The sequence below is a fragment of the Pseudomonas sp. SED1 genome (assembly GCF_034044025.1).
Lineage (GTDB): Bacteria > Pseudomonadota > Gammaproteobacteria > Pseudomonadales > Pseudomonadaceae > Aquipseudomonas.
The window spans coordinates 44,578-67,231 of the sequence record NZ_JAXCIS010000116.1; the positions used below are offsets into that span (position 1 = coordinate 44,578).

The 22,654-nt window shown below is 59.5% G+C and carries 27 protein-coding genes; 14 read left to right on the forward strand and 13 right to left on the reverse strand.

Annotation, left to right across the window (positions count from 1 at the left end; translation table 11 throughout):
* Positions 1-55: 55 nt before the first annotated feature.
* Entirely contained in the window at positions 56-940 is an 885-nt protein-coding gene (locus SNL23_RS15190; protein ID WP_167664712.1) for a LysR family transcriptional regulator, read from the reverse strand.
* 112 nt (positions 941-1,052) lie between these two features.
* Here SNL23_RS15190 and argC point away from each other — a divergent pair, with 112 nt between their 5' ends.
* Positions 1,053-1,985: an N-acetyl-gamma-glutamyl-phosphate reductase gene (argC, locus tag SNL23_RS15195; RefSeq protein ID WP_167664713.1), complete on the forward strand. Its 933-nt coding sequence runs from the start codon at positions 1,053-1,055 to the stop codon at positions 1,983-1,985.
* A 39-nt stretch (positions 1,986-2,024) separates the two neighbouring features.
* On the opposite strand, the gene SNL23_RS15200 is transcribed toward argC, so the two are convergent.
* Positions 2,025-2,396, reverse strand: coding sequence for a hypothetical protein (locus SNL23_RS15200; RefSeq protein ID WP_318302622.1), 372 nt, complete (start codon positions 2,394-2,396; stop codon positions 2,025-2,027).
* A gap of 167 nt (positions 2,397-2,563) precedes the next feature.
* Between SNL23_RS15200 and SNL23_RS15205 the strand changes: the two genes are divergently transcribed.
* Positions 2,564-3,622 (forward strand): NAD(P)/FAD-dependent oxidoreductase, encoded by a 1,059-nt coding sequence (locus SNL23_RS15205; RefSeq protein WP_318302623.1) that lies wholly within the window; start codon positions 2,564-2,566, stop codon positions 3,620-3,622.
* A gap of 43 nt (positions 3,623-3,665) precedes the next feature.
* On the opposite strand, the gene SNL23_RS15210 is transcribed toward SNL23_RS15205, so the two are convergent.
* Positions 3,666-4,229 carry a recombinase family protein gene (locus tag SNL23_RS15210; RefSeq protein ID WP_318302624.1) on the reverse strand — a complete coding sequence of 188 codons (564 nt, stop codon included), beginning with the start codon at positions 4,227-4,229 and terminating at the stop codon, positions 3,666-3,668.
* A 314-nt stretch (positions 4,230-4,543) separates the two neighbouring features.
* On the opposite strand from SNL23_RS15210, the gene SNL23_RS15215 reads away from it, so the two are divergent.
* Positions 4,544-5,611 (forward strand): fatty acid desaturase, encoded by a 1,068-nt coding sequence (locus tag SNL23_RS15215; protein ID WP_318302639.1) that lies wholly within the window; start codon positions 4,544-4,546, stop codon positions 5,609-5,611.
* Positions 5,612-5,681: 70 nt separating this feature from the next.
* Positions 5,682-6,827 (forward strand): serine hydrolase domain-containing protein, encoded by a 1,146-nt coding sequence (locus SNL23_RS15220; protein WP_076013669.1) that lies wholly within the window; start codon positions 5,682-5,684, stop codon positions 6,825-6,827.
* Between the two features lie 690 nt (positions 6,828-7,517).
* Here SNL23_RS15220 and SNL23_RS15225 read toward each other — a convergent pair.
* Positions 7,518-8,084 (reverse strand): hypothetical protein, encoded by a 567-nt coding sequence (locus tag SNL23_RS15225; RefSeq protein ID WP_076013670.1) that lies wholly within the window; start codon positions 8,082-8,084, stop codon positions 7,518-7,520.
* A 240-nt stretch (positions 8,085-8,324) separates the two neighbouring features.
* Between SNL23_RS15225 and SNL23_RS15230 the strand changes: the two genes are divergently transcribed.
* The 3 genes from SNL23_RS15230 to SNL23_RS15240 are packed head-to-tail and all read left to right on the forward strand — an operon-like array spanning position 8,325 to position 9,660.
* Positions 8,325-8,945, forward strand: coding sequence for a LysE family translocator (locus SNL23_RS15230; protein ID WP_076013671.1), 621 nt, complete (start codon positions 8,325-8,327; stop codon positions 8,943-8,945).
* A gap of 15 nt (positions 8,946-8,960) precedes the next feature.
* The gene (locus SNL23_RS15235; protein ID WP_318302625.1) at positions 8,961-9,512 is read left to right on the forward strand and encodes an arsinothricin resistance N-acetyltransferase ArsN1 family B; all 552 of its coding nucleotides are present in this window, start codon (positions 8,961-8,963) and stop codon (positions 9,510-9,512) included.
* Positions 9,513-9,531: 19 nt separating this feature from the next.
* Positions 9,532-9,660, forward strand: a complete 129-nt coding sequence (locus tag SNL23_RS15240) for a hypothetical protein (RefSeq protein WP_318302641.1) — start codon at positions 9,532-9,534, stop codon at positions 9,658-9,660.
* Here the strand turns inward: SNL23_RS15240 and SNL23_RS15245 are convergent.
* The gene (locus SNL23_RS15245) at positions 9,650-10,129 is read right to left on the reverse strand and encodes a VOC family protein (RefSeq protein WP_167664720.1); all 480 of its coding nucleotides are present in this window, start codon (positions 10,127-10,129) and stop codon (positions 9,650-9,652) included. The two genes, SNL23_RS15240 and SNL23_RS15245, sit on opposite strands and share 11 nt — an antisense overlap.
* 106 nt (positions 10,130-10,235) lie before the next feature.
* On the opposite strand from SNL23_RS15245, the gene SNL23_RS15250 reads away from it, so the two are divergent.
* Together SNL23_RS15250 and dapA are read left to right on the forward strand one after the other, a co-directional pair.
* Complete coding sequence (locus SNL23_RS15250; RefSeq protein WP_076013674.1) at positions 10,236-11,213, forward strand: alpha/beta hydrolase; 978 nt, start codon at positions 10,236-10,238, stop codon at positions 11,211-11,213.
* Between the two features lie 292 nt (positions 11,214-11,505).
* Positions 11,506-12,369, forward strand: coding sequence for a 4-hydroxy-tetrahydrodipicolinate synthase (dapA, locus tag SNL23_RS15255; protein WP_318302626.1), 864 nt, complete (start codon positions 11,506-11,508; stop codon positions 12,367-12,369).
* Positions 12,370-12,513: 144 nt separating this feature from the next.
* Here the strand turns inward: dapA and SNL23_RS15260 are convergent, their stop codons facing one another.
* A complete protein-coding gene (locus tag SNL23_RS15260) occupies positions 12,514-13,200 on the reverse strand; it encodes a GntR family transcriptional regulator (RefSeq protein ID WP_318302627.1) in 687 nt (228 codons plus the stop codon).
* 2 nt (positions 13,201-13,202) lie between these two features.
* Complete coding sequence (gene atzF, locus SNL23_RS15265; RefSeq protein ID WP_318302628.1) at positions 13,203-15,002, reverse strand: allophanate hydrolase; 1,800 nt, start codon at positions 15,000-15,002, stop codon at positions 13,203-13,205.
* Positions 15,003-15,267: 265 nt separating this feature from the next.
* On the opposite strand from atzF, the gene SNL23_RS15270 reads away from it, so the two are divergent.
* Both SNL23_RS15270 and SNL23_RS15275 read left to right on the forward strand, forming a co-directional pair.
* The gene (locus tag SNL23_RS15270; RefSeq protein ID WP_318302629.1) at positions 15,268-16,644 is read left to right on the forward strand and encodes a cystathionine beta-synthase; all 1,377 of its coding nucleotides are present in this window, start codon (positions 15,268-15,270) and stop codon (positions 16,642-16,644) included.
* A complete protein-coding gene (locus tag SNL23_RS15275; protein ID WP_318302630.1) occupies positions 16,641-17,807 on the forward strand; it encodes a cystathionine gamma-synthase in 1,167 nt (388 codons plus the stop codon). Before SNL23_RS15270 ends, SNL23_RS15275 begins: the two co-directional genes overlap by 4 nt.
* 122 nt (positions 17,808-17,929) lie before the next feature.
* Here the strand turns inward: SNL23_RS15275 and SNL23_RS15280 are convergent, their stop codons facing one another.
* Complete coding sequence (locus tag SNL23_RS15280; RefSeq protein WP_318302631.1) at positions 17,930-18,346, reverse strand: MAPEG family protein; 417 nt, start codon at positions 18,344-18,346, stop codon at positions 17,930-17,932.
* Complete coding sequence (locus SNL23_RS15285) at positions 18,346-18,663, reverse strand: DUF2834 domain-containing protein (RefSeq protein WP_318302632.1); 318 nt, start codon at positions 18,661-18,663, stop codon at positions 18,346-18,348. The genes SNL23_RS15280 and SNL23_RS15285 overlap by 1 nt, the downstream gene beginning before the upstream one ends.
* Positions 18,664-18,778: 115 nt before the next feature.
* Here SNL23_RS15285 and SNL23_RS15290 point away from each other — a divergent pair, with 115 nt between their 5' ends.
* Positions 18,779-19,588: a helix-turn-helix domain-containing protein gene (locus SNL23_RS15290; RefSeq protein WP_318302633.1), complete on the forward strand. Its 810-nt coding sequence runs from the start codon at positions 18,779-18,781 to the stop codon at positions 19,586-19,588.
* 18 nt (positions 19,589-19,606) lie between these two features.
* Here SNL23_RS15290 and SNL23_RS15295 read toward each other — a convergent pair whose 3' ends face one another.
* Entirely contained in the window at positions 19,607-20,023 is a 417-nt protein-coding gene (locus SNL23_RS15295; RefSeq protein WP_003215097.1) for a hypothetical protein, read from the reverse strand.
* A gap of 288 nt (positions 20,024-20,311) precedes the next feature.
* On the opposite strand from SNL23_RS15295, the gene SNL23_RS15300 reads away from it, so the two are divergent.
* Positions 20,312-20,677 (forward strand): hypothetical protein, encoded by a 366-nt coding sequence (locus tag SNL23_RS15300; protein ID WP_318302634.1) that lies wholly within the window; start codon positions 20,312-20,314, stop codon positions 20,675-20,677.
* A 6-nt stretch (positions 20,678-20,683) separates the two neighbouring features.
* Here SNL23_RS15300 and SNL23_RS15305 read toward each other — a convergent pair whose 3' ends face one another.
* Genes SNL23_RS15305 through SNL23_RS15315 form a run of 3 tightly spaced genes read right to left on the reverse strand, consistent with a single transcriptional unit; the run spans position 20,684 to position 22,019 of the window.
* Positions 20,684-21,418, reverse strand: coding sequence for a CPBP family intramembrane glutamic endopeptidase (locus SNL23_RS15305; protein WP_318302635.1), 735 nt, complete (start codon positions 21,416-21,418; stop codon positions 20,684-20,686).
* Positions 21,419-21,424: 6 nt separating this feature from the next.
* Positions 21,425-21,895, reverse strand: coding sequence for a RidA family protein (locus SNL23_RS15310; protein WP_017475185.1), 471 nt, complete (start codon positions 21,893-21,895; stop codon positions 21,425-21,427).
* Between the two features lie 13 nt (positions 21,896-21,908).
* Entirely contained in the window at positions 21,909-22,019 is a 111-nt protein-coding gene (locus SNL23_RS15315) for a DUF6434 domain-containing protein (RefSeq protein ID WP_318302640.1), read from the reverse strand.
* 185 nt (positions 22,020-22,204) lie between these two features.
* Between SNL23_RS15315 and SNL23_RS15320 the strand changes: the two genes are divergently transcribed.
* On the forward strand, positions 22,205-22,636 hold the full coding sequence (locus tag SNL23_RS15320) for a nuclear transport factor 2 family protein (RefSeq protein ID WP_318302636.1): 432 nt from the start codon (positions 22,205-22,207) through the stop codon (positions 22,634-22,636).
* Positions 22,637-22,654 lie beyond the last annotated feature (18 nt).

The following is a 22,654-nucleotide window of genomic DNA, read 5'->3' on the forward strand; positions in this document are numbered from 1 at the left end:
TTACATCGGGGCGCAAGGCTACCCGTCCCGCCCTGAACACACAACTTAAAGGCGGCTACCCCGCACTCAACCCCCACAACACATCCAGCACATGTTGCGTTGGCCGCTCGATGTCCCCGGCGCGGTGGGCAATCCCCAGTTGGCGCCACAACAAGGGCTGGATTGGACGCATCACGATCCGGCTGTCGGGCAATGGCGTGGACGCCTCATGGGGCAACAACGTAGCGCCATAACCGGCAGCCACCAGGCTTTTGATCGCGTCGTTATAGTTGAGTTGAATACGCGGCGTGGGCTGATGCCCGTCACTGGCGAACCACTCCGACGTGAGGCGTGAAAGCCGGGTGGTGGTGTCATTCAGAATCAAGGGCTGGGCGGCCAGCCACGCAGGTGTCACCACCTCCGGGCACTCCCGGCGCGCCGGCAAAAAAGCCATGACCGGATCACGCCGCCAGGGCTCGATCCGCAAACCCTTCACTGGCGCTTGCGGCAACGCCACCAGGCCAATTTCGAGTGTGCCTTCGGCAAGTTTCTTCAGCGTGTCCTGCGAGGTGAGTACTGCGACCTGCACATCAATGGCTGCGTGGTGTTGGCTCAAAGTCTCGAGGGCTTGCGGCAGCAACTGTGCGATGGCCCCGGTGGATGCACCCAGCCGCACGCGACCGGCCAGGCCCAGCACCTGACGCTCCACGTCCTCCAGCGCCTGTTCCGCATCCGCCAACAACCGGCGCGCGCGTTCCACCAGGGTTTCGCCAATCGCCGAGGGCTGAACCCGTCCACGGGTACGCGATAACAGCTTGCCGCCCACTCGCGACTCAAGATCAGCAATGTGCAGGCTGACGGTGGGTGGCGCCAGGTTGAGCATGCGGGCCGCCTCGGCAAATGAGCCGAGGTCGGCAATCGCCACCAACGTGCGCAGGCGGTCCAGGCTGATTTCGCGCATGGGTCAATCCTTATTCAGAAAACCTGAACTTCATCGTTTGGAAATTCAACTTTTCCTATCCTAGCGACTCGCCGAAGATTGGAACACCTGATTTCCTCTCCGAGTGCATCCCATGGCAAATCCTCTTGTATTTATCGACGGCGACCAAGGCACCACCGGGCTGCAGATCCATCAACGCCTGCGCGACCGCATCGATCTGCAGCTGATCACCCTGAGCCCGGAACACCGCAAGGACCCGCAGCAGCGCGCCGAGATGATCAACGCTTGCGACATCGCGATTCTCTGCTTGCCCGACGACGCCGCACGCGATGCCGTCGCCAGCATCCGGAACCCGGCTGTGCGGGTGATCGACGCGAGTTCAGCCCACCGTACTCATCCTGACTGGACCTACGGTTTCGCCGAGATGAGCCCGCAACAGGCGCAACGCATTGCCACGGCGCAGCGGGTCAGCAACCCCGGTTGCTACCCCACCGGAGCGATTGGACTGTTGCGCCCCTTGCTTGAGGCCGGGTTGCTGCCCAAGGATTACCCAACGACCATTCATGCCGTGTCGGGCTATTCCGGCAAGGGCCGCGCCGGGGTGCAGGAACATGAGGGCGCCGACGCCTCACAAGCGCCCGCCTTCCTGGTGTATGGGCTTGGGCTGGCACACAAGCATGTGCCGGAGATTCAGCTGCAAAGCGGGCTGACCGAGCGGCCGACCTTTGTGCCGGCCTACGGGGCGTTTCGCCAGGGCATCGTATTGACCATCCCGCTGCAACGTCGGTTATTGGCGCCGGGTGTGGATGGCTCGCGGTTGCATGACTGTTTGACTCAGCACTACCGCGATACGAATCATGTCCAGGTGCTGTCGATGCAGGCCGCCAAGGAGCTGACCTACCTTGACCCTCAAGCGCTGAACGGCACGGATGATGTGCGCCTGATCGTGTGTGAAAACCACGAGACGGGCCAGGTCCTGCTGGCGGCGGTATTCGACAACCTTGGCAAGGGCGCTGCGGGTGCTGCTGTGCAGAACCTGGATTTGATGATCAGGGCAAAACAATAGCGGGCGCCGATTTTTCCGGGGCCCTGCGGTCGTAATCCGTCACGACTGTGCAACAAGCTCGACGTAGCTGGACTCCCCGCCGCCCTCCGCGCCCGACAGCCAACCCCACACGAAGGTCAGAGTGGTATGCCCGGCGTCATCAACGCCTACGGTGCCCCTTGACCAGCCGGCAAGAATCTCGCCCTCGGTAGTCAGGCACTGATACAGCAACTCGATGGTATCGGGGCCTGTAGCGCGCCCGACTTGATTGCCCATGCGAATCCGGCCGCCCTGGTAAGTGCCCCAGATGGCGTCTTCATCGACGTGATATTCAAACACGGTGCCCGTACCGGACAGCCCGTGGGTGTTGCCCGCTACGATAAATCGGCGATTGTTCAGGCGTTCGCTGATTTGGGAAAAGGCGGTTGGCATATGAAGGCGCTTCCTTGGTCGACAGGGTCCGTTCCCTGGGTGGTCAACCTACCGCAAATGGCTTTAACCGGTCATGCAAAACCTGCACAATTCCCGTCGGCTTTAGCGATAAGCTCGACCGCTTGCCCGCAGCGGCTGAAGGCGGCCTTGAATAGATGGAGCGGGATATGAAGGAGCACAGAGAAAAGCGCGTCGTGGTCATTGGCGCAGGCATCGTCGGCGCTTCCCTGGCGTATCACCTTGCCGTCAAAAGCGCGAGCGTGACCCTGCTCGAGGCTGCAGAAGTCGCCTCCGGCGTGACGGCCACTTCGTTTGCCTGGATCACCACTTCACACCGAGGGCCGGACCCGATCGCCGCCCTGCGTGGCGAGGCCATCAACGACTATCACCGTCTTGAAACCCAGCTGCCGGGCCTGAACATTCGTTGGACAGGCGCCCTGTCTTACGGCGCGAACTCAAGGGCGTTGCAGCAGCCTTCGGCGCACCGGTTGTCGCGCTCGCAGATTCTCGACCTTGAGCCAAACCTGAAAAACCCTCCTGAACATGCCCTGTATGTGGCCGAAGAAGGCGCCCTGGATGCGGTGCACGTCACCCATACGTTGGTCGCTGGCGCCCAGGAGCTGGGCGCGAAGGTACACACACAGACCCGGGTTCTCGGCTTCAAAACCGCGAATGGCCGGGTGACGGGCGTCGAAACCGCCAAGGGCATCATCGATGCCGACGTTGTGGTAATGGCCGCCGGGACAGGCATCTCGACGCTGGCAGACATGCTTGGGGCGACCCTTCCCATACACGCCTCGCCGTCCATTTTCATCCGCTACACCGCGCAATCCAACCTGGTGCAGACACTTATCTCCAGCCCGGAAATGGAAGTCAGGCAAGCGGCCGACGGTACGTTGCTGGCGGCAGAGGATTACCTGGGCGATGCCGTGGAAAACCAGCCGATGGCGATCGCGCTACGCACGGCCAACACCATTCGGCACGAGTTCCATGGCGTTGATTCGATTGAGCCGGAGTTGGCGTGTATCGGCCTCAGGCCCATCCCCGCAGACAACATCCCCATCATCGGTTATCTACCCAACGTCGAGGGCGTGTACATATGTGTGATGCACCCTGGGGTTGCGTTGGCCGCAATAGTGGGACGTCTTGCCAGTGAAGAAATCACTGATGGCAAGACCTCCGCCGCTTTCGGGCCATGCCGTCCTGAAAGGTTTTTTCAACGGTAGGGGCTTGTTGGCACCCGCTCCCGCGTGCGACCTGAAGAAGCCCCTATCCAGATCTCAAGTACCGATAGAGCGTCTGCCGACTGATTTCAAAATCACGCGCCAACTTGGATTTACTTTCTCCTGCACTGGCCCGGTCAATTAAGTTTACAACCTGATTGTCAGACAGTTTCTTCTTGCGACCTCTATAAGTCCCACGATGCTTTGCGCTGGCAATTCCCGCCGCCTGTCTTTCCCTCATCGCAGCGCGCTCGAACTCTGCAATCAGCTCCATTACCGCAATGATGGACTCCACGACTTCAAGACAGTCATGCCGGAACACCAGGTTTTCGTTCAAACACTCCAGCGTGACCTGCTTTTCAATCAACCGGCGAATGATGGTGCACAACTGGTCCGTGTTGGAGGTGAGCGCTGCCATGCTGTCCACCACCACGGTATCCCCGCACTGCAGGTGGCGGAGTAGCCTCTCCAGGCCTGCAGGATTCGCGGCATTGTCTGCCGGCTCATCGCAAAACACGGCATCAAATACATCATCGCTTGTTATTTTCTCTACGGCGATCTCGGGCTCTTGTAGAGCGCGCCGGAAATATTTGATGCGATGCAATCTCATGGTGCCTCCTTGGCAATACTTGTACAGCGTCATTTTATACCTGTACAAACTGTAACTAAATCATCAATTCCTTACACCAACACTTGTAACATTGAACCCACCCAAAATACACAGTTGCAAAGAGTTGAACTTGCCCTATCATTTTGAAGCATGGAATTCTAACAAGCTTTTCGCAAAAAAGTCGATTTCGTATTTCTTGAATGACCCGCGCAATTCAAGCAACCCATATGAGCAACTACTGTTTTATAGCCTCAACAATTGACTTGACCGACTTGACGCGCTGGTATTTATCGATGCAATCAGAGGATGAATGGATGAAGGTCATGGAAAACACCATCGAAATTGATCACCCAACTACCGATCAGCAAAAGATTGACAAGGTAACTCGGAGTATTACGGATCATGGGAACTACCTGCGAAAGCGTTATCCGATCCTGCAGCACCAGGATGCTCTGGGCGCGAGTGTCATGGCGTTTTCCCTGCTAGGGATGGTCATTACGGGAGGGCTCTATATAAAGGGTTTTATCCCCGCATGGACGTGTATTTTGGTCAATGCGCTGCTGACTTCGTTCATTCATGAAATCGAACATGACCTGATTCATCGCCTTTATTTTAGAAAGCAGCCGCTTGCCCATAATGCCATGATGCTCTTCTGCTGGCTGGCTCGGCCGGGAATGCCCAGTCCGTGGCTAAGGCGCAATCTGCACTTTCATCACCATAAGGAGTCCGGAACTGGTTCGGATGTCGAGGCCTGGATCACCACGAGCGGCAGCCCTTGGGGAATACTGCGATTATTAAAACTGGTGGACGGATTTGTATTTGGTTTTCTAAATGCGGTTTTTGCCCCGGGATGGGGGCAAAAGGTAAAATTGTTAGGCAAGATTATTCGGCTCAATACACCATTCGGGCTTCTGTATTGGGGGTGCTGGTATGTGTTCCTCGGCTACCACCTGTATGTCTGGTTTGGGTCAATGATTGGGATGGAGGTTCACAGCTCTGCCACGACGCTGGAATTAATGGGCATCATCAATAGCGCAGTAGTTATTCTTATAGCGCCCAATATGATACGGCAGTTCTGCCTATTCTTTATAAGCTCAAATATGCACTACTACGGCGATGTTGCCCCGCGTAACGCATTACAACAAACCCAAGTGATGAACCCTTGGTGGCTGTGGCCGTTCCAGTTGTTCTGTTTTAACTTTGGCAGCACCCACAGCATCCATCACTTCGTGGTGAGAGACCCGTTTTATCTGCGCCAGATGACGGCACCGTATGCTCATAAAGTCATGGCCCAGGCCGGTGTCAGGTTCAATGACTTCGGCACCTACAAGCGAGCGAACCGCTTCTCCATGGAGCACTCCCAAACTCGGTCTCGTGGGTGAAGTCCCCCACGACCATTATCGGTGTTCGGCAAGTATCAAGGGCCGCACTTCAAATAGAGGACATTGAGGTATGAAAGCGCAAGGGATGTGTGCGAAGCCGTTTGAAGCGGTCAAGCAGGCCTTCGAGGACATGTTTGATGATCCGCAGGAACGTGGGGCCGGCCTATGCGTGCAGGTAGGCGCAGAGACAGTTGTCGACCTCTGGGCGGGCATGGCGGATCTGGCAGGCACGAAGCCCTGGACCCGCGATACGCTGGCCAATACCTTTTGCGTTATAAAACCCTATGTCGCGGTGGCCGTCCTGATGTTGGTCGAGGACGGCAAATTGGAGCTGGATGCGCCCGTGGCCCGTTACTGGCCTGAATTCGCCCAGAGCGGGAAAGCACGGGTCACCTTGCGCCAAGTGATGAACCACACCGCAGGCCTGCCGGCGCTGCGAGCACCCGACCATAACCCCATGATGTATGACTGGGAACATATGCTGCGGGTCCTGGAAGCCGAGCCGCTTTGGTGGGAAGCGGGAACAGACCTGGGGTACGGCACCACCACGTTTGGCTGGATTCTCGGTGAATTGATTCGTCGGGTGGACGGGCGAGATCCTTGTGTGTTTATCCACGAAGAGATTCTGGATCCCCATGAGTTGGACGTGCACCTTGGCGTGGACGCAGAACACTTTCATCGTATCGCGCGTTTCGACAGTGCCACGGGACGGGTCGGTGATCCTTACTCGCAGGCATTGCGAACCGTGGTGAAAAACGAGCCGTCACATATCGCGACACTCGCCTTCACCAATCCCGGAATGGTGCCAAGACGAACCAGTGACCCGCGCTGGTGGGCCTACCGGCAACCCGCCGTGTGTGGACACGGTTCGGCTCACGGCTTGGCCGGTTTCTACAGCGCACTGATGGCGGGAAACTTTATCGGTCCCGAACTGCTTAGTGAGTTCACTCGAGAGCACAGTCACGGCATGGATCGGGTATGGATGCGCCCCATGCGTTATGGATTGGGTTGCATGCTGGAGCAGCAACGAGACCCGACGGCTTCCCATGCGATGGGCCCAAACACCTTCGGCCATATCGGGCTTGGCGGCCCGATCAGTTTCGCCGATCCCGAAAGGCAAGTGAGCTTTGGCTTTGTCACCACCACCTCGGGCAGCCATTCGATGATTGATCCCCGTCCCGGCCTGCTTTCATCCCTTGTCTATGCGGCTCTTTGAAGGTAAGGGGCGGATCTATGCATCTGAGGCTTTCAACAGTGCGCAAGATTGCATAATGCAACGCAGCAGGTTTATGGCAAGATGCGGCCTTGTGCCACCCACCTGTTGAACCTGCAGAATTAGGCTTTAATTGCCGATATGGATTCACCCAGGAAACTAATCGACTACGGAGCGCGGATGCGCCGTTACAAGCCTTAACTGAATGGGTAATCACTTGCCGCGATTTTCAATTTACAGCGGGACGGTTCTAGCCGGGTACTCGGCACTCGATGAGGGCGACCCTCCTATGGGTGTCGCATTCGGCAGATTCGAGCCAGTCGATGGATACCGATTGATCCAAAACGAGTGCCGTACGAACCACCGTGATCAGTCGGCTCTGGGGCTTTCGGTTCAAACCGAAACGGGCCAAGTCATTCAGTGTGCAGGCGTTAGTATCCTGGATTACTCGGAAGCGCTTCTACCTGACTTAATTGAGGTTAACGTTCTTGGCATTTCCCACCCCCCTTATGGTGAGCTGTTTCCTGAACAGGTCGCCCGATATGCAAGGCAACTAAGCTAAGCCAGTTATTCACCGGTACCTTGCAACCAGCTTCCGGTCACAAGTGACTGATGGCAAACCGAAACCTATCCCTCCCGGCTCACAATGAGCCGTTGGTTTATGAACGAGGGTGGGTAAAACGACGACATGATTTATTTATAAATAAATTCATACGCCTCAATATAAGAACCTATCTTGTTTGAATGAGCAGTCACCCACACTGCATTCATGCCTTTCTTTCTTTGATCGTTGAGTTCCGACTGAGTGGTACAAAGCTCAACCCAGCGCTCAGTCTTTAAATCCTTAATCCGCAGACCCGCCTCACAACGACTGAACTTTCCAACGTAGGGCCCCGGAGTATCCAGCTCGTAAGGTGACGCATACTGAACAATGTCGCCGGGCAACAGGTACGTAACGACGTCATAACTGTGTAAGGACAAAATCAGACCCAGGCAAAAACCACCAAAAAAAGATTCTCCAACACGGTTCGGGTTTCTTACAGCCGGACGATAGTAGGTGGCCCTTGCAGCAAAAAAGAGTCCAACCAGACAACCAACGACTATATAGGTCGTCCACTCGGGAATCGATGGCATTAAAACCGTTCGCATTCCAATACGAGCGGCCCAGAGCATATAAGCAATCCATGCTCCAAATACCAGACACACCACCAACAACAAGGTTCTTTTCTTTGATTTGTTTTCAAATGAAGGATATTCCATTCCCTGCCTACTCTATTTTTAAATTCCCGGGAAAAGCACTTCGTGCTTCACGCCAACTTCCTTTACCCGATTGGCATGCCGGGCATATTAACGAATGAGCGTCACGGGTAACGGCCTATTTATCCGCGACTCACAGACATGGGCAGAGCGCCATCGGTTCTACCCATTAGCGCAAATTGTTCAACCGCCTCACATCCCTTATCCTCGTGGCCTTACCTGCCAACGCCCGCCGGAGCCCTCATGGACCTCGCCACCCTAACCCTCTTCCTCCCGGCCTGCTTCGCCCTGAACATGGCGCCCGGCCCGAACAACCTGCTGTCCGTGAGCAACTCCACCCGCTACGGCTACCGTACTTCGTGCCTGGCGGGCGTCGGGCGCTTGCTGGCCTTCGCCGGGATGATCGCCCTCGCGTCCGCCGGGCTGGCGGTGGTGTTGCAAACTTCAGAATTGCTGTTCTACGGGATCAAGATCCTGGGCGCCGCGTATCTGTTTTATCTGGCGTATCAACTGTGGCGGGCCAACCCGCAAGCGGAGGCTGAGTCGACAGCGCCCAAGGCCGGTTTGTGGGCATTGGCAAGACAGGAGTTCCTGGTGGCCGCCGGCAATCCCAAGGCAATCCTGATTTTTACCGCCTTCCTACCGCAATTCGTCGACCCGGCACAGCCGATCACACCGCAATTCGCCCTGCTGGGTGTGATGTTCCTGGCCCTGGAATGGATCGCCATCAGCGCCTACGCCTATATGGGTTTGCATATGCGCCGCTGGTTTTCGCAGGCTCGGGGCAAGCGGATTTTCAACCGCTGCTGTGCGGGGTTGTTGTCGGCCGCCGCGACGGTGTTGCTGATGGCACGCAGAGCCTGAAAAAGAGGATAAAGGATGAGTTTCACCGTCAATGTAAGGGTGGCAGTCGTAGCAGATGCACCCGCCATCCAGGCGATTTATGCACCCATGGTTGAACGCACGGCGATCTCTTTCGAGCAGGAAGCTCCGAGCATCGAAGAGATGGCCCAGCGGATCACTACCACGCTGGATCTTTATCCCTACCTGGTAGCCGAGCGCGACGGTCAGGTCGTGGGCTACGCCTATGCCAGCCCGCATCGCGCCCGGGAAGCGTATAGCTGGTCGGTGGATGTCACGGTGTATATCGATCCTGCGGCACATCGCAACGGAATCGGCCGGGCGTTATACCAACAGTTATTGCCCCTGCTTGTGCGCCAGGGCTACCACGCGGCCTATGCCGGGATCGCCCTGCCGAACGCCGGGAGTGTGGGGTTGCATGAAGCGTTGGGCTTCACGCATATCGGGACGTATCCCGAAGTCGGATTCAAGCATGGTCAGTGGCATGACGTAGGTTATTGGCGCAAGGCACTGGATGGATCAACACCGCCCAGGTCGATCATTCCATTCAACGAGTTGCCGGGGAAATAGGTTGGGCGGTGACGAGTTTGTGATCCTGCTTAACAACACCTCGAACGAGCGCACCGTCGCGCTGGGCCGCGTCGGCTTGATTGAACAAAGTGATGCGGCGCTGTATGAATCCAAGCGTGGCGGACGCGTTCAGCCGCTCAACCTTTAAGCGCCGCCTCAATCCCCGCGACATCGATCTTGGTCATCCCCATCATCGCGTCAAACGCCCGCTTGGCCGCTGCCGGATCGGGATGGGTGATCGCCGCGCTCAGCACCCTCGGGGTAATCTGCCACCTCACACCCCATTTATCCTGACACCAGCCGCAGACATTTTCCTGGCCGCCATGGCTGACAATTGCGTGCCACAAGCGATCGGTTTCCGCCTGATCGTCGGTGGCCACCTGGAACGAGAACGCCTCGTTGTGCTGCACGCCAGAGCCGCCGTTCAGGCCAAGGCAAGGAATGCCCATGACCGTGAATTCCACGGTCAACACATCGCCCTGCTTGCCGGCCGGATAATCCCCGGGCGCGTGATGGACTGCGGTCACCGCACTGTCCGGGAAGGTCTTGGCGTAGAAGTTGGCAGCGTCCAGTGCGCTGCCGTCGTACCAAAGGCACACCGTGTTTTTGCTGAGCATGAGTGTTCTCCAGCGTGGAGGTTCGGACTTGCAGTGTAGTACCGCTACCGACAAGAATGCGTTCGCGTCCTGGCACGCCCCCCGCTTTAACCCCACGGTGCAGATAATGAGTAACGGTGTAAGGATCGACCCGCGAACACTCCCGGTCCCGCAATCCATCAGCCCCGAGGCCCAGGCGATGCTGCGTCGCTCGGTGAATGACGAGGGCGTGCCGCTGAACAGCCTGTACGCCATGCCCGCCGCCGATGACCACGATGGCTGGCGTCGCATGCAAGCCGCCGTCGCCCAAAACTACGCCGCGTCACAGGTGGGGCAAGCGGCGAGCCTGCGCGCCCTCGTCGAGACGATCACCGTCGCAAGCGCCACCGTGTACCGGGCAACCCCAGCCGACGGCGCCGAGTTCGCTTATATCGACCTGCACGGCGGCGCCCTGGTGTTCGGCGGCGGCGAAAATGCCCGCCTCGCCGCCGGCAGACATGCCGACCTGCATGGCATGACCTGCTACGGCGTGGACTACCGCATGCCGCCTGACTATCCGTACCCGGCGGCACTCGATGACTGCATGGCCACCTACCGGCACGTACTGGCGCACCACACCCCGGACAAGATCGTGATCGGCGGGCGCTCGGCCGGTGGCAACCTTGCCGCCGCCACGGTGCTGCGGGCCCGCGACGAAGGCTTGCCGCTGCCGGCCGCGCTGGTATTGCTGTCACCCGAAGTGGACCTGACCGAATCGGGCGACAGCTTCCAGGTCAACCGCACCGTCGACGTGGTGCTGCCCAACCCGCTGATGAGCACCAATCTGCTGTACGCCGCCGGCGCGGAGTTGTCTCATCCGTACCTGTCGCCATTGTTCGGAGATTTCGCAAAGGGCTTCCCGCCGACGTTCGTGCAAAGCGGCACCCGTGACCTGTTCCTCTCCAACGCTGTGCGCCTGCATCGCGCACTGCGACGGGCCGAGGTGCCGGTGGATCTGCATATTTTTGAAGCGATGCCCCACGGCGGTTTCATGGGCGCGCCGGAAGACGCAGAACTGTCGGCGGAACAGGTGCGTTTCGTGCGCCACTGGTTGAACCGCGCCTGATCGCTGCGAGTTGACACACCCTGTAATAATCCATAAAGATGAGCGTCTTCTTCAGGGTGTGTCCTCAATGTCTGCAACGACCTTCAACTTTTCCGTCATTGGCTTGATTGCCAAGGCGCAAGGTTGCGTTGCGCACGCCCTCAAATCGAAGAAACAGTCGCTCATGTGACCGGGGCGCGCTGTCCCGTCAGATGAGCTGACAGGACATTGAGCGCGAAGGCCCCCTCCTCTTGCTTACTTCCCTCTGCCCTTCTGACGGTGACGAAATCGGTCAACCATCAGGAGAAAGCGCATGTCATCGTTTCAAGGTATCTGGGTTCCCGTGGTTACACCGTTTCATAACGGCGCCATCGACTTCATTGGCTTGCGCCGCCTGGTCTGCCATCTGCTGGAAAAAGGCGTGGCCGGGATCATGGTCTGTACCACCACCGGCGAAGCTGCCTCGTTGAGCCGCCATGAGCAGTTGGCGATGCTGGATGCAGTACTGGAACTGGTACCGGCGCAGCAAGTGGTGATGGGTCTGGCCGGGTATAACCAGATTGAGCTGTTGCAGTTCCAGGCCGAAATCCTGAAGCGCCCGGTGGCCGGCTTGCTGGTGCCGCCGCCGAGCTACATACGCCCGTCCCAGGCGGGCCTTGAGGCGTTCTTCCGCACCGTGGCCGATGCCTCCAGTGTGCCGATCATTCTGTATGACATTCCCTATCGCACCGGCATTGCCTTCGAACAGGCGACGCTGCTGAACATCGTTGCCCATGAACGGATCGTCGCGATCAAGGATTGCGGCGGCAACCTGGCCAACACCCTGGCGTTGTTGGCCAGTGGGAAGGTTGATGTGTTGTGTGGCGAGGATGTGCAGATATTCAACGCACTGTGCCTGGGAGCGACCGGTGCGATTGCCGCGTCGGCGCATGTGCGGACCGAGGATTTTGTGACGCTGCATCGGCAGGTTCGGGATAACCAATTGATGGCGGCTCGTAAGACGTTTTTCGGTTTGCTGCCGTTGATTCACACAATGTTCGTGGAGCCCAATCCGGCGCCGGTGAAGGCGGCACTGGCGATGGAAGGGTTGATCGGCAGTGAGTTGCGGGCGCCGATGCTGGCGGCGAGTGAGACGGTGGTGAATCAATTGCAGCAAGTCTTGGCCACGCTCGAATAACCTGTGGCGAGGGAGCTTGCTCCCGCTGGGGTGCGAAGCGCCCCCAAAACCAGACACCCCATTTTATCTGCCGAAAAGAGGTGTCTGGACTAGGGCTGCTGCGCAGCCCAGCGGGAGCAAGCTCCCTCGCCACAGGGGTGCGGTTTATCCTCTCGCCACCGCCAATCTGTGCAACGTGATCTTGCGCACTTCCTGCTTGCTCACCTCAATGTGGGTCTTGAGCAGTTGCTGCGCCTGGTCGCTTTGCCGTTGCAAGATCGCATCGAGGATTCTTCCGTGCTCCTCATACGTCGCCGCAATTCGCGATTGCTGAGTGAAATCCAGCCGCCGAATGATGCGGATTTTCTCGGTAATCTCGTAATGCATGCGCGCCATTTCTGCGTTGCCCGTGGCCTGCACCAGCCCGCAGTGAAACGCCTCATCCAGCGCCGAAACGAGCTGAGCGTCATCCAGCCGGGCACTTTCGTCCACCTGCCAAATCGCCTCAAGCCCTTCAAGGCCTTGCTCCGCCATGCCACACAAGCGGCTGACGGCGGCTAACTCCAGCACGATCCGAACGTCGTAAAGCTCTTCGAAATAGTTGAAGTCGAACGGCCGCACCTGCCAGCCACTCCTGAAAAACACCTCCAGGTACCCTTCCCGCTCCAGCCGATACAGCGCCTGGCGCACCGGCGTGCGGCTGGCCTGCATGCGCTCGGCCACGTCACCCTCACTGAAGCGGTCACCCGGCAACAAACGAAAGTCGAAGATGTCGTCCTTCAACTGCTGGTAAACCCGTTCCGCCAGGCTGTCCGGCCGCTCGCTGGGCTTTCTCATGGTTGAGAGCTGCATGCCTATTTCCTGCTCGCCATGTAGGCGCGCCAGCCGCCGAATTCTGTGATGTCGGTAGCACCGGCCAGGGCCCAGGGCTCGCAGATAAACCCTTTCACGCTGCGCCCGTCCGCCAGGGTCAGGTTGCCGATGCCCAGCGGCGCGGGAATCTCCGCGACGAACTCGCCAAAGCGAGCGATGGGCATGTCCCACAGCTCGACGATGATCGCGCTGCCCGAGTCATCCTTGACCAGCCCAGGCTTGGGCGGAACCGTGCCTGGCAGCGCATGCAAGCGGTAGTGGCCCGCCGTCAGGGTTTGCTCCACCAGCACAGCGTTGCGGCGGGTCAGTTGGAAATTCAGCGGCATCCCGGTGAGGTGCGCACCCACCACCGCTACCCGCACGCTGCCCGGAGCCTGTCGTTCGGGTCCCTGGTGTGGCAGGTGGCGTCCGGTGGTGCCCAGCGGCAGATCGAGGCCGGCCTGCCAGCGTTTGCCCAGATGCGCCAGGGCCGTGTCGTGCCATGCAGGCGCAATGAGGGTGACGCCGCACGGCAGGCCATCGCTGCGCAGCCCGGCGGGCACGGCCAGCGCCGAGAGATCGGCCAGGTTGGTGAAGTTGGTGTAGAAACCAAACTGCGAGTTGTAGAGCACCGGCTCCACGGCCATTTCCGCCAGGGTACGGATCGTCGGCGAGGTCGGCACCAGCAAGGCATCGAAACCGGTGAGGCTGTCGTTGATGCGGCGGCTCAGTTCGGCCCGCAGGTATTCGGCTTTATAGGCATCGCAAGCGCTGTACTGGTGGCCGTTTTCAACGATGCCACGCACCACCGGGTTGATCGCACTGGGGTTGCTGGCGAGCATGCCTTCCAGCGCGACCGTGCGCTCCGCAACCCAAGACCCGTAATAAAGCTGCTCAGCAAGTTGCTGGAACGGGCTGAAATCCACCGCCGTGATCTCAGCACCGAGTGCCTGAAACCTGAGCAGCGCCTGTTCGAACACGGCCTGGTTCTGCGCGTCGCCAAAAAACTCCAGGCTGGCCGGCACCGCCAGTTTGATAGTGGCGCCGACCGCTACGGGAGCAGTGTTGGGATTGACGCGTGAATAGGCGTCGCTGGCGTCGTAAGCAGCAGCGAGGCCCGCAACCGTCTCGGCATCTTCAACCGTCAGCGCAAACACCGAAATACAGTCCACAGTCCGGCACGCCGGCACCAACCCGGAGTTGGACAAACGCCCCTTGGTCGGCTTCAACCCGACGATATTGTTGAAGCCCGCCGGCACCCGGCCGGAACCGGCGGTGTCGGTGCCCAGGGAAAACGCTACCAGGCCTCGCGCAACCACCGAAGCCGAACCTGAGCTGGAGCCGCCGCTGACGTAATCCGGATTGAAACTGTTGCCCACTGCACCGTAGGGCGAGCGCGTACCTACCAGGCCAGTGGCGAACTGATCCAGGTTGGTCTTGCCCATCAGGATCGCCCCGGCCGCCCGCAGCCGGGCCACCACCGTGGCATCCGCCGCAGCGCGATAGGCAAACTCCGGACACGCCGCCGTGGTCTCCCAACCTGCCGCATCGATGTTGTCCTTGATGGCAAACGGCACGCCGTACAGCGGCAGCTTGTCGATATCGCCATCGGCCGCCGCAAGCCGTTCGGCCAGTTGCGCCAACTGGTCACGCAACTGCTGCGGTTGTACCCGGCTGATCCAGGCGTTGTCCTCGGCGGGAAACGTGCCCGCCAGGGTCAACAGGATGTCGGGGGTCAGCGCCTGGCTGCGGTAAGCGGCCTGCCATTCGCCAAGGGTCCAGCCAAGTTGTTCGTTGCGCATTGAGGATTCCATCTTGTATCCAAGTTTGGATTTCTTTTAGCAAGCGCTGGGCCAATCAGCTGCAAGCCAATGAATACGTGGCGTTGGCAGAAAACCGACGGATTGGCCGCCCTCAACCGTGCTCCGTGATGAAGCAGCAATGCGCCAAAAAAAGACATTCAGGCGGCCGCGCGGTTGCGAGCGGGTCGATACCGGCCTATGTTCGAAACCATGCTTTAAAAACTGCTGTCCATCCCATACGCCCATTCCGTAGCCAGGTGACGACATGCCCACCGCTTCCCGCCCCGCCGTGCTTGAACTGATCGGCAACACCCCGCTGGTGCGGGTCAGCCGCTTCGATACCGGCCCATGCACGCTGTTCCTCAAGCTTGAATCCCAGAACCCCGGCGGCTCGATCAAGGACCGCATCGGCCTGGCCATGATCGACGCCGCCGAACGCGACGGCCGCCTGCGCCCCGGTGGCACCATCATCGAAGCCACCGCCGGCAATACTGGCCTCGGCCTGGCGCTGGTGGGTCGCGCCAAAGGTTACCGTGTGGTGTTAGTGGTGCCGGACAAGATGTCCACCGAAAAGGTCTTGCACCTGAAAGCCATGGGCGCCGAGGTGCACATCACCCGCTCCGACGTCGGCAAGGGCCACCCCGAGTATTACCAGGACGTCGCCGCGCGGCTGGCCAAGGACATTCCCGATTCGTTCTTCGCCGACCAGTTCAACAACCCGGCCAACCCCCTGGCCCACGAGACCAGCACTGCGCCGGAAATCTGGGCTCAGACCCAGCATGATCTCGACGCCATTGTGGTCGGCGTCGGCTCGGCCGGCACCCTCACCGGCCTGACGCGTTTCTTCAAGCGTGTACAACCCGACCTGGCCATGGTCTTGGCTGATCCGGTCGGCTCGGTGATGGCTGAATACAGCCGCAGCGGCACCATGATCGAACCCGGCTCGTGGGCCGTGGAAGGCATCGGCGAAGACTTCATCCCCTCCATCGCCGACCTCTCCAGCGTGCGCCACGCCTATTCCATCAGCGACGAAGAAAGCTTCGACCACGCGCGCCAACTGCTGCGGGCCGAAGGCATTCTCGGCGGCTCTTCCACCGGCACCCTGCTCGCCGCCGCCCTGCGCTATTGCCGTGAACAGACCGAACCCAAGCGCGTCGTCACCTTCGTGTGCGACACCGGTACGCGCTACCTGTCGAAGGTCTACAACGACCAATGGATGAACGACGCCGGCCTGCTGCAATACAAACACTACGGCGACCTGCGCGACCTGATCGCCCGCCGTTTCGAGGACGGCCGAGTGATCAGCGTCGGCCCCGACGACAGCCTGCTCACCGCCTTCCAGCGCATGCGCCTGGCCGATGTCTCGCAATTGCCGGTGCTGGTGGACGGCCAAAAACTGGTGGGGGTGCTCGACGAGTCAGACGTATTGCTCGGCCTGCATCAGAACGCCGCGCACTTTTCCATGACCGTGGCCAGCGCCATGACCAACGCCCTGCACACCCTTGCGCCCAGCGCCAGCCTTGCGCAATTGCAGGCCGAACTGGATCGCGGACTGGTGGCAATCATTGCTGACGCGTCGGGCTTTCACGGCCTGATCACCCGCGTCGACCTGCTTAATCACCTACGGAGATCCCTTGCATGACCCAGCACGATAAGAGCGCCTTCGCCACCCGCGTGATCCATGCCGGGCAATCCCCCGACCCGACCACCGGGGCGCTGATGCCGCCGATCTACGCCAACTCCACCTACCTGCAGGAAAGCCCCGGCGTTCACAAAGGCTTCGACTACGGGCGCTCCCATAACCCGACGCGCTTTGCCCTGGAACGCTGCGTGGCCGATCTGGAAGGCGGCACCCAGGCCTTCGCGTTCGCCTCCGGGCTGGCGGCGATTTCCACCGTGCTGGAACTGCTCGACGCCGGTTCCCACGTAGTTTCCGGCAACGACTTGTACGGCGGCACCTTCCGCCTGTTCGACAAAGTTCGCCAACGCAGCGCCGGGCATCGTTTCAGCTTCGTCGACCTGACCGACCTGTCGGCTTTCGAAGCCGCGTTGCAGGACGACACGCGGATGGTCTGGGTCGAAACCCCGAGCAACCCGCTGCTGAGCCTGACCGACCTCAGTGCCATCGCCCGTATCTGCAAGGCCCGGGGCATCATCTGCGTGGCCGACAACACCTTCGCCAGCCCATGGATCCAGCGCCCGCTGGAACTGGGTTTCGACATCGTGGTGCACTCCACCACCAAGTACCTCAACGGCCACTCCGATGTGATTGGCGGCATTGCGGTGGTGGGCCAGAATCCTGAACTGGCCGAACGCGTGGGCTTTCTGCAAAACTCCGTGGGTGCGATTGCCGGTCCGTTTGACGCGTTCCTGACCCTGCGTGGGGTGAAGACATTGGCGCTGCGCATGGAGCGCCATTGCAGCAATGCGCTGGAACTGGCGACATGGCTGGAGCACCAGCCGCAGGTGGCACGGGTTTACTACCCCGGCCTGGCATCGCATCCGCAGCATGAGCTGGCACGCCGGCAAATGCGTGGGTTTGGCGGGATGATTTCGGTGGACCTGAAAAGCGACCTGGCGGGTGCGACACGCTTCCTGGAAAACGTGAAGATCTTTGCGTTGGCTGAAAGCCTGGGGGGCGTTGAAAGTTTGATCGAACACCCGGCGATCATGACCCATGCGAGCATTCCGGCAGCGACGCGGGCGCAGTTGGGGATTGGAGATGGGTTGGTGCGGTTGTCGGTGGGAGTTGAGGATGTGGAAGACCTGCGGGCGGATCTGGCGCAGGCGTTGGCGCGGATCTAAAAAAACTGCCTCCCTGTAGGAGCGAGCTTGCTCGCGAAGAACCCGAGGGCGCCGCGCTGAACCAGTGTGCAAGCGTCATCGTTAACGACCTTCGCGAGCAAGCTCGCTCCTACAGTGAGTTGTCATCGCCATATCAATCTCAATCCAATGCCCCCCGCAAGTCCCAATAAACAGATCAGGCCCACGCCATAAGCGACCGTACGCCATGGCTGGCGGCCTCTCAGGTACATCACCGTATGCATCACCCGCGCGACGGTGAACGTGCAGAACAGCCACGTCGTGGCAACGCCGGTCGCCTCCACTGCAACGCACAACCCACCCAAAACGAAAAACAACGGAATATTTTCCAGGTCATTGGCCCAGGCTCTCGCGGCCCGGGAGACTTGCGGTAATTCCCGGGGATTCGCATCGCGATGGAAGAAACCGGCGTCCTCGGGGTTGGTGAATGCACGGTATCTGAGCCGAAAGAAACCCTGGTAACAGGAGATCGCCAGCATCTTCAAGAACAGCACCAGTACGCACAGCGCATAAACCTCCATCACCGGCCCCCTGAAGGTTCGCGGAACCCGTTGACCACGATATACAGCAGCGGACCGATGGATACGAAAACCGCCGTTACCAGTAAATAGGGCAATACCGACGCCAGGGATTTGCCCCTGGCCCGCGCATCCCGATATATCCACACGCCCGCCAAGGCCGCCATCAGATACAAGTCAATCACCACCTGGACAGTGTCCGGCCTCGATATCAATTCACGTCCGAACGCCATGAGCGATTGATTGGCGATAAGCATCGTGATCAATGTGTACAGGGCAAAAGCCAACAACCCGGCCAGGGCAATCCAGGGTCTGCGCATGCTTCCTCCTTGGAGACAACGGTTCGGGAAGCTGCACATTAGTGATAACGTCGCTCCCCTCTCAATGACCTCAAAGGTCATCGACACCACCGACCCGCCCGGCCAGAGTCAACCCATGAGCAGCCAACCTTTCCCCCGCGCCAACCCCGACACCAGCGCCGGCACGCAACTGCGGGTGCTGCGCCGGCACGCCAGATTGAGCCAGCTGGAACTGGCGCTGATCACCGGGATTTCCCAACGCCACCTGAGCTGCATCGAGACCGGGCGCGCCAAGCCGAGCCCGGGCACCTTGCATAATTTGCTGATGGCGCTGGAGGTTCCGCTGGAGCAATGCAACAGCGTGTTCCTCGCCGCCGGCTTCGCCCCGCGTTATGAGGAAACCCCGCTTTCCTCGCCGTCGATGGAGGCCATTCGCGAGGCGATCAGCCATGTGCTCCACGCGAATAATCCTGCGCCGGCGATCGTATTGGGCAGTCACTGGGAAGTGCTCGCCGCCAACGCCAGTACGCAGGTACTGTTCGAGCTGGTGGGGATCAAGCCGGAGGCGGCTGATGGATTGAATTTGCTGGTCACCCTGCTACAGCCTGGCGGCCTGGGTGATCATTTGATCAACGCTGAAGAAATCCGCACCATCGCCTGGCAACGGGCGACGCGCGAGGCGTTGGGCAATCCCGAACTTGCCAGGCTTCTGGACAGCCTGCCGGCCCCGCAAAGTACCGAAGCCTTGGTCAATGAACCGCCGCCACTGGTGCTGACACGCGTCAACTCGCGTGAAGGTGAGCTGAACTTCATGTCGACCTTCACCACCTTCGGCATGCCTCAGGACATTACGGTAACGTCGTTGCGCATCGAGCATTTGATTCCGGCAGATGCGCAGACGTGGCAGGTGATGACCGCCGCGTATGAGCGGTCATTGGTGAGGTAGAAAGCCGCGTCGGGGCCATTAGTTATTTGTCGTATTTTGCCCGCCATAGCTATTGGCGCGGCTCTTGGAGGAGGAGCCGTTGCTGTATTGGGTGTCTTGCCCGCCGTAGCTATTGGAGCGGCTCTTGGCTGAGGTGCCGTCGCTGTATTGAGTGTCTTGCCCACCATAGCTGTTGGAACGGGTCTTGGCCGAGGTGCCGTCGCCGTATTGGATATCCTGCCCGCCATAACTATTGGAGCGGCTCTTGGAGGAAGTACCATCGCTGTATTGGGTGTCTTGCCCACCGTAGCTATTGGCGCGACTCTTGGAAGAGGTGCCATTGTCGTATTCGCAATCGGACCCACCATAACTGTTCGCCCTGCACGTCTCGGCAACCGCTTGGTAAAGCGGCGCAGCCAACAAAACCGTGCCCAGCAAAACGACCTTAAGCTTCATGTTAATTCCTTGTAGGGGTGGCGATACGCTATTACAGACTGGAGATTCTGAACTTAGTTTCCAACGTTCTGAAATGCGCTCGCGCGAGCCGACGTGGCAACCCTTTGCCAGCCCCGGCAACTCCTGGCCTGCGCCCTGCCCCGGCAATACCACCCAGCCCGCGCCGCACAAGGCATGCAGCACATGGCCCGGGTTTTGCTCTGTTGCTGCTACCAATAAGGGAGCGGCACCATGATAGGAAGCACGACAAGTCTGTTAGCGCTGGGACAGAAGGCATTTACACAATCCATGGAAAACGGCACCCTGCGGGCCGGGAGGATTGAAGTCACCAACGCCACGCCCGAGATCAAGGCCACGCTGGAAGCCAGCTATCAGGAGCAAGTGCGCTCGACCGCGCAAACCGTTGCCACCGCCAGGGCCAACCCTTCCTGGGCGACCTTCGACGATAAAAGCAACGCCGTCGAACTGCCCGATGTTCAGTCACTCAGCAAAAGCGACGCCACCCATGTGGCCAATGGTCTTCAGTACCTGCTCGATATCGGGCGCCTGGACGGCAGGACTGTCACCGCGAAAAATGGCGACCAGTCGACCGATAACATCGCGGTCTACAAGGACTGGCTCCAGGCCCACATCGGCGTTGATGTACAGGCCTGAGACGGCTCACACCATCGGTACGGCAATCAGCAAGATCGCCGTGCCATGGGTGGCCGTCGCCGCCACCACGCCGTAACGCATCCGCACCAGCCCGCAGGCCACGCCTTCAATCAGGGTAAAGGCCAACACTGGCCAGCCCAGTTGCGTCACGCTCAACGCCAGAAATGAATGGCACGCGGCGAACGCCAACCCGCTGAGCATCGCTGCACGCAGCGGCGTAACGTGCTGTTCGAGATAACCCTGCAAGAAGCCGCGAAACAACACCTCTTCCAGCGCATTGGCGCAGTAGGCAAGTATCAGCATGCCCATCAGCCAGGTCCAGTAAGCCGGGATCGCCACCGGTTCGATGCCTTGATACAGCCGCAATGGCAAGCCAATCAAACAGCCGGCCACCAGCCCCACTGCCAGGCCTGCACCGCGATTACCCTTGAACATCACCGTCAGTTGCCATAACTCCGGAGCCAGGCGCGCGAGCAGTGCAATCAGCCCAAGGGACAAGCCGCCGAGCGCAGCCAGCACGAAGGGGTTGGCCGTAAACTGGATCTGCACCTCAGTGCTCAGCGACCACATGCCCAGCGGCGTCATCGCATCGCGCATCAGCACGAACGCCAACAGCAGAACAACGATGCGCACGCCCGGCATTGTTTTCGGGGTGAGGCCGAACCACAGGCCAAACAGGATCAGCCCTGGAAGCAGATAAATCCCATAGTGAATCAGGACTGTAAAAGCGTCGGCGATCACTCGGCGTCAGCCCTGTGCCACAGCGATCATGTCGACTTCCACGGCGGCGCCCTTGGGCAGTTGCAGCACGCCCACCGAGGTGCGCGTGTGAGAACCGGCAGCCCCCAGGATCTCGTTCAACAGGTCCGACGCACCGTTGGCCACTTCGCTTTGCTGGTCAAAGTCATCCGCACTGCGCACGTACACATTGATCTTCAGGATCGCCTTGACCTGATCCAGGGAGCCCAGTGCCTGCTTGAGCAAGCCCAGGCAACGCAATGCGCTGACACCGGCGGCGATTTGGGCGTCGGCCAGGCTGAGGCTTTCGCCGACCTTGCCGGGCAGCACGATCGTGTCACCCACCCGCGGGATCTGGCCGCTGATGTAAACGTGGTTGCCGTCCCTCAGCAGCGGCGTGTAGTTGCCGCCGATCTTGAACTCGTTGAGTTGATAACCCAGGCGCACCATGGCCGCCGCGTACTTTTGATCTGGTGTCATTTTGTTGTTGTCCTCACTGGCTGTTGCGGCGCTGCCATTGATCCACCCCATCGCCCATGGTCCTGGGGATGTCGTTGCGAATCCACGCGATTAAGTCGCGGGCCACAGCATAGCCATGTGCCATTTCCACGGGAAGTGCCGACCGTTATCTCTCAAGTGATACGACGACTAATACTGGCAAACAGCGCCTATATTCTGGCCAAATCCAAATTTAACTTTCCTTGACCCCACGAAATACGGCATGGTTGTACGACGACTTAGGCCTACCTCCTGAGTCATTCCAGTACCCACAACAACAAGGAAACACCCATGCAAAACGTCAAGCTTCTGATTGGTTTTCTGTGCCTGTTCAGCGGTTACGCGGCCGCCGCACCTGCCGCAGCCGACAAGGATGTAGCCGTCGCGGTCGACCACCTGACCCAGGCCATGCTGCACAAGGACATCCCGCAGCTGCAGGCCCTCACCGCGAACAACCTCACCTACGGCCATTCCAGCGGCAAGGTCCAGAACAAGCAGGAATTTATCGCCGACATTGAAACCGGCAGAAGCGGTTTCAAGACCCTGGAAATGCAGAAACAGACCATCACCCTCAATGGCGACACCGCCCTGGTGCGCAACCACTTTTCCGCCCAGGCGGTGAACAGCGGCGTCGAGGTGCCCACCGAAATTGAAAACTTCCAGGTCTGGCAGAAGCAGAAAGGCAAGTGGCTGCTGATTGGGCGTCAGGCGTACAAATTCTGATAACACACGAATGCTTCT

Coding starts and splice junctions, on each gene's coding strand:
- SNL23_RS15225 (WP_076013670.1), bottom strand. CDS start 8,084: ATGGAATATCCTTCATTTGAAAACAAATCAAAGAAAAGAACCTTGTTG.
- SNL23_RS15260 (WP_318302627.1), bottom strand. CDS start 13,200: ATGCAGCTCTCAACCATGAGAAAGCCCAGCGAGCGGCCGGACAGCCTG.
- SNL23_RS15190 (WP_167664712.1), bottom strand. CDS start 940: ATGCGCGAAATCAGCCTGGACCGCCTGCGCACGTTGGTGGCGATTGCC.
- SNL23_RS15230 (WP_076013671.1), top strand. CDS start 8,325: ATGGACCTCGCCACCCTAACCCTCTTCCTCCCGGCCTGCTTCGCCCTG.
- SNL23_RS15300 (WP_318302634.1), top strand. CDS start 20,312: ATGGAAAACGGCACCCTGCGGGCCGGGAGGATTGAAGTCACCAACGCC.
- SNL23_RS15210 (WP_318302624.1), bottom strand. CDS start 4,229: ATGAGATTGCATCGCATCAAATATTTCCGGCGCGCTCTACAAGAGCCC.
- SNL23_RS15280 (WP_318302631.1), bottom strand. CDS start 18,346: ATGGAGGTTTATGCGCTGTGCGTACTGGTGCTGTTCTTGAAGATGCTG.
- SNL23_RS15235 (WP_318302625.1), top strand. CDS start 8,961: ATGAGTTTCACCGTCAATGTAAGGGTGGCAGTCGTAGCAGATGCACCC.
- SNL23_RS15285 (WP_318302632.1), bottom strand. CDS start 18,663: ATGCGCAGACCCTGGATTGCCCTGGCCGGGTTGTTGGCTTTTGCCCTG.
- SNL23_RS15250 (WP_076013674.1), top strand. CDS start 10,236: ATGAGTAACGGTGTAAGGATCGACCCGCGAACACTCCCGGTCCCGCAA.
- SNL23_RS15310 (WP_017475185.1), bottom strand. CDS start 21,895: ATGACACCAGATCAAAAGTACGCGGCGGCCATGGTGCGCCTGGGTTAT.
- SNL23_RS15245 (WP_167664720.1), bottom strand. CDS start 10,129: ATGCTCAGCAAAAACACGGTGTGCCTTTGGTACGACGGCAGCGCACTG.
- SNL23_RS15220 (WP_076013669.1), top strand. CDS start 5,682: ATGAAAGCGCAAGGGATGTGTGCGAAGCCGTTTGAAGCGGTCAAGCAG.
- SNL23_RS15290 (WP_318302633.1), top strand. CDS start 18,779: ATGAGCAGCCAACCTTTCCCCCGCGCCAACCCCGACACCAGCGCCGGC.
- SNL23_RS15320 (WP_318302636.1), top strand. CDS start 22,205: ATGCAAAACGTCAAGCTTCTGATTGGTTTTCTGTGCCTGTTCAGCGGT.
- dapA (WP_318302626.1), top strand. CDS start 11,506: ATGTCATCGTTTCAAGGTATCTGGGTTCCCGTGGTTACACCGTTTCAT.
- SNL23_RS15315 (WP_318302640.1), bottom strand. CDS start 22,019: ATGGCACATGGCTATGCTGTGGCCCGCGACTTAATCGCGTGGATTCGC.
- SNL23_RS15215 (WP_318302639.1), top strand. CDS start 4,544: ATGAAGGTCATGGAAAACACCATCGAAATTGATCACCCAACTACCGAT.
- SNL23_RS15200 (WP_318302622.1), bottom strand. CDS start 2,396: ATGCCAACCGCCTTTTCCCAAATCAGCGAACGCCTGAACAATCGCCGA.
- atzF (WP_318302628.1), bottom strand. CDS start 15,002: ATGCGCAACGAACAACTTGGCTGGACCCTTGGCGAATGGCAGGCCGCT.
- SNL23_RS15270 (WP_318302629.1), top strand. CDS start 15,268: ATGCCCACCGCTTCCCGCCCCGCCGTGCTTGAACTGATCGGCAACACC.
- SNL23_RS15275 (WP_318302630.1), top strand. CDS start 16,641: ATGACCCAGCACGATAAGAGCGCCTTCGCCACCCGCGTGATCCATGCC.
- SNL23_RS15205 (WP_318302623.1), top strand. CDS start 2,564: ATGAAGGAGCACAGAGAAAAGCGCGTCGTGGTCATTGGCGCAGGCATC.
- SNL23_RS15295 (WP_003215097.1), bottom strand. CDS start 20,023: ATGAAGCTTAAGGTCGTTTTGCTGGGCACGGTTTTGTTGGCTGCGCCG.
- argC (WP_167664713.1), top strand. CDS start 1,053: ATGGCAAATCCTCTTGTATTTATCGACGGCGACCAAGGCACCACCGGG.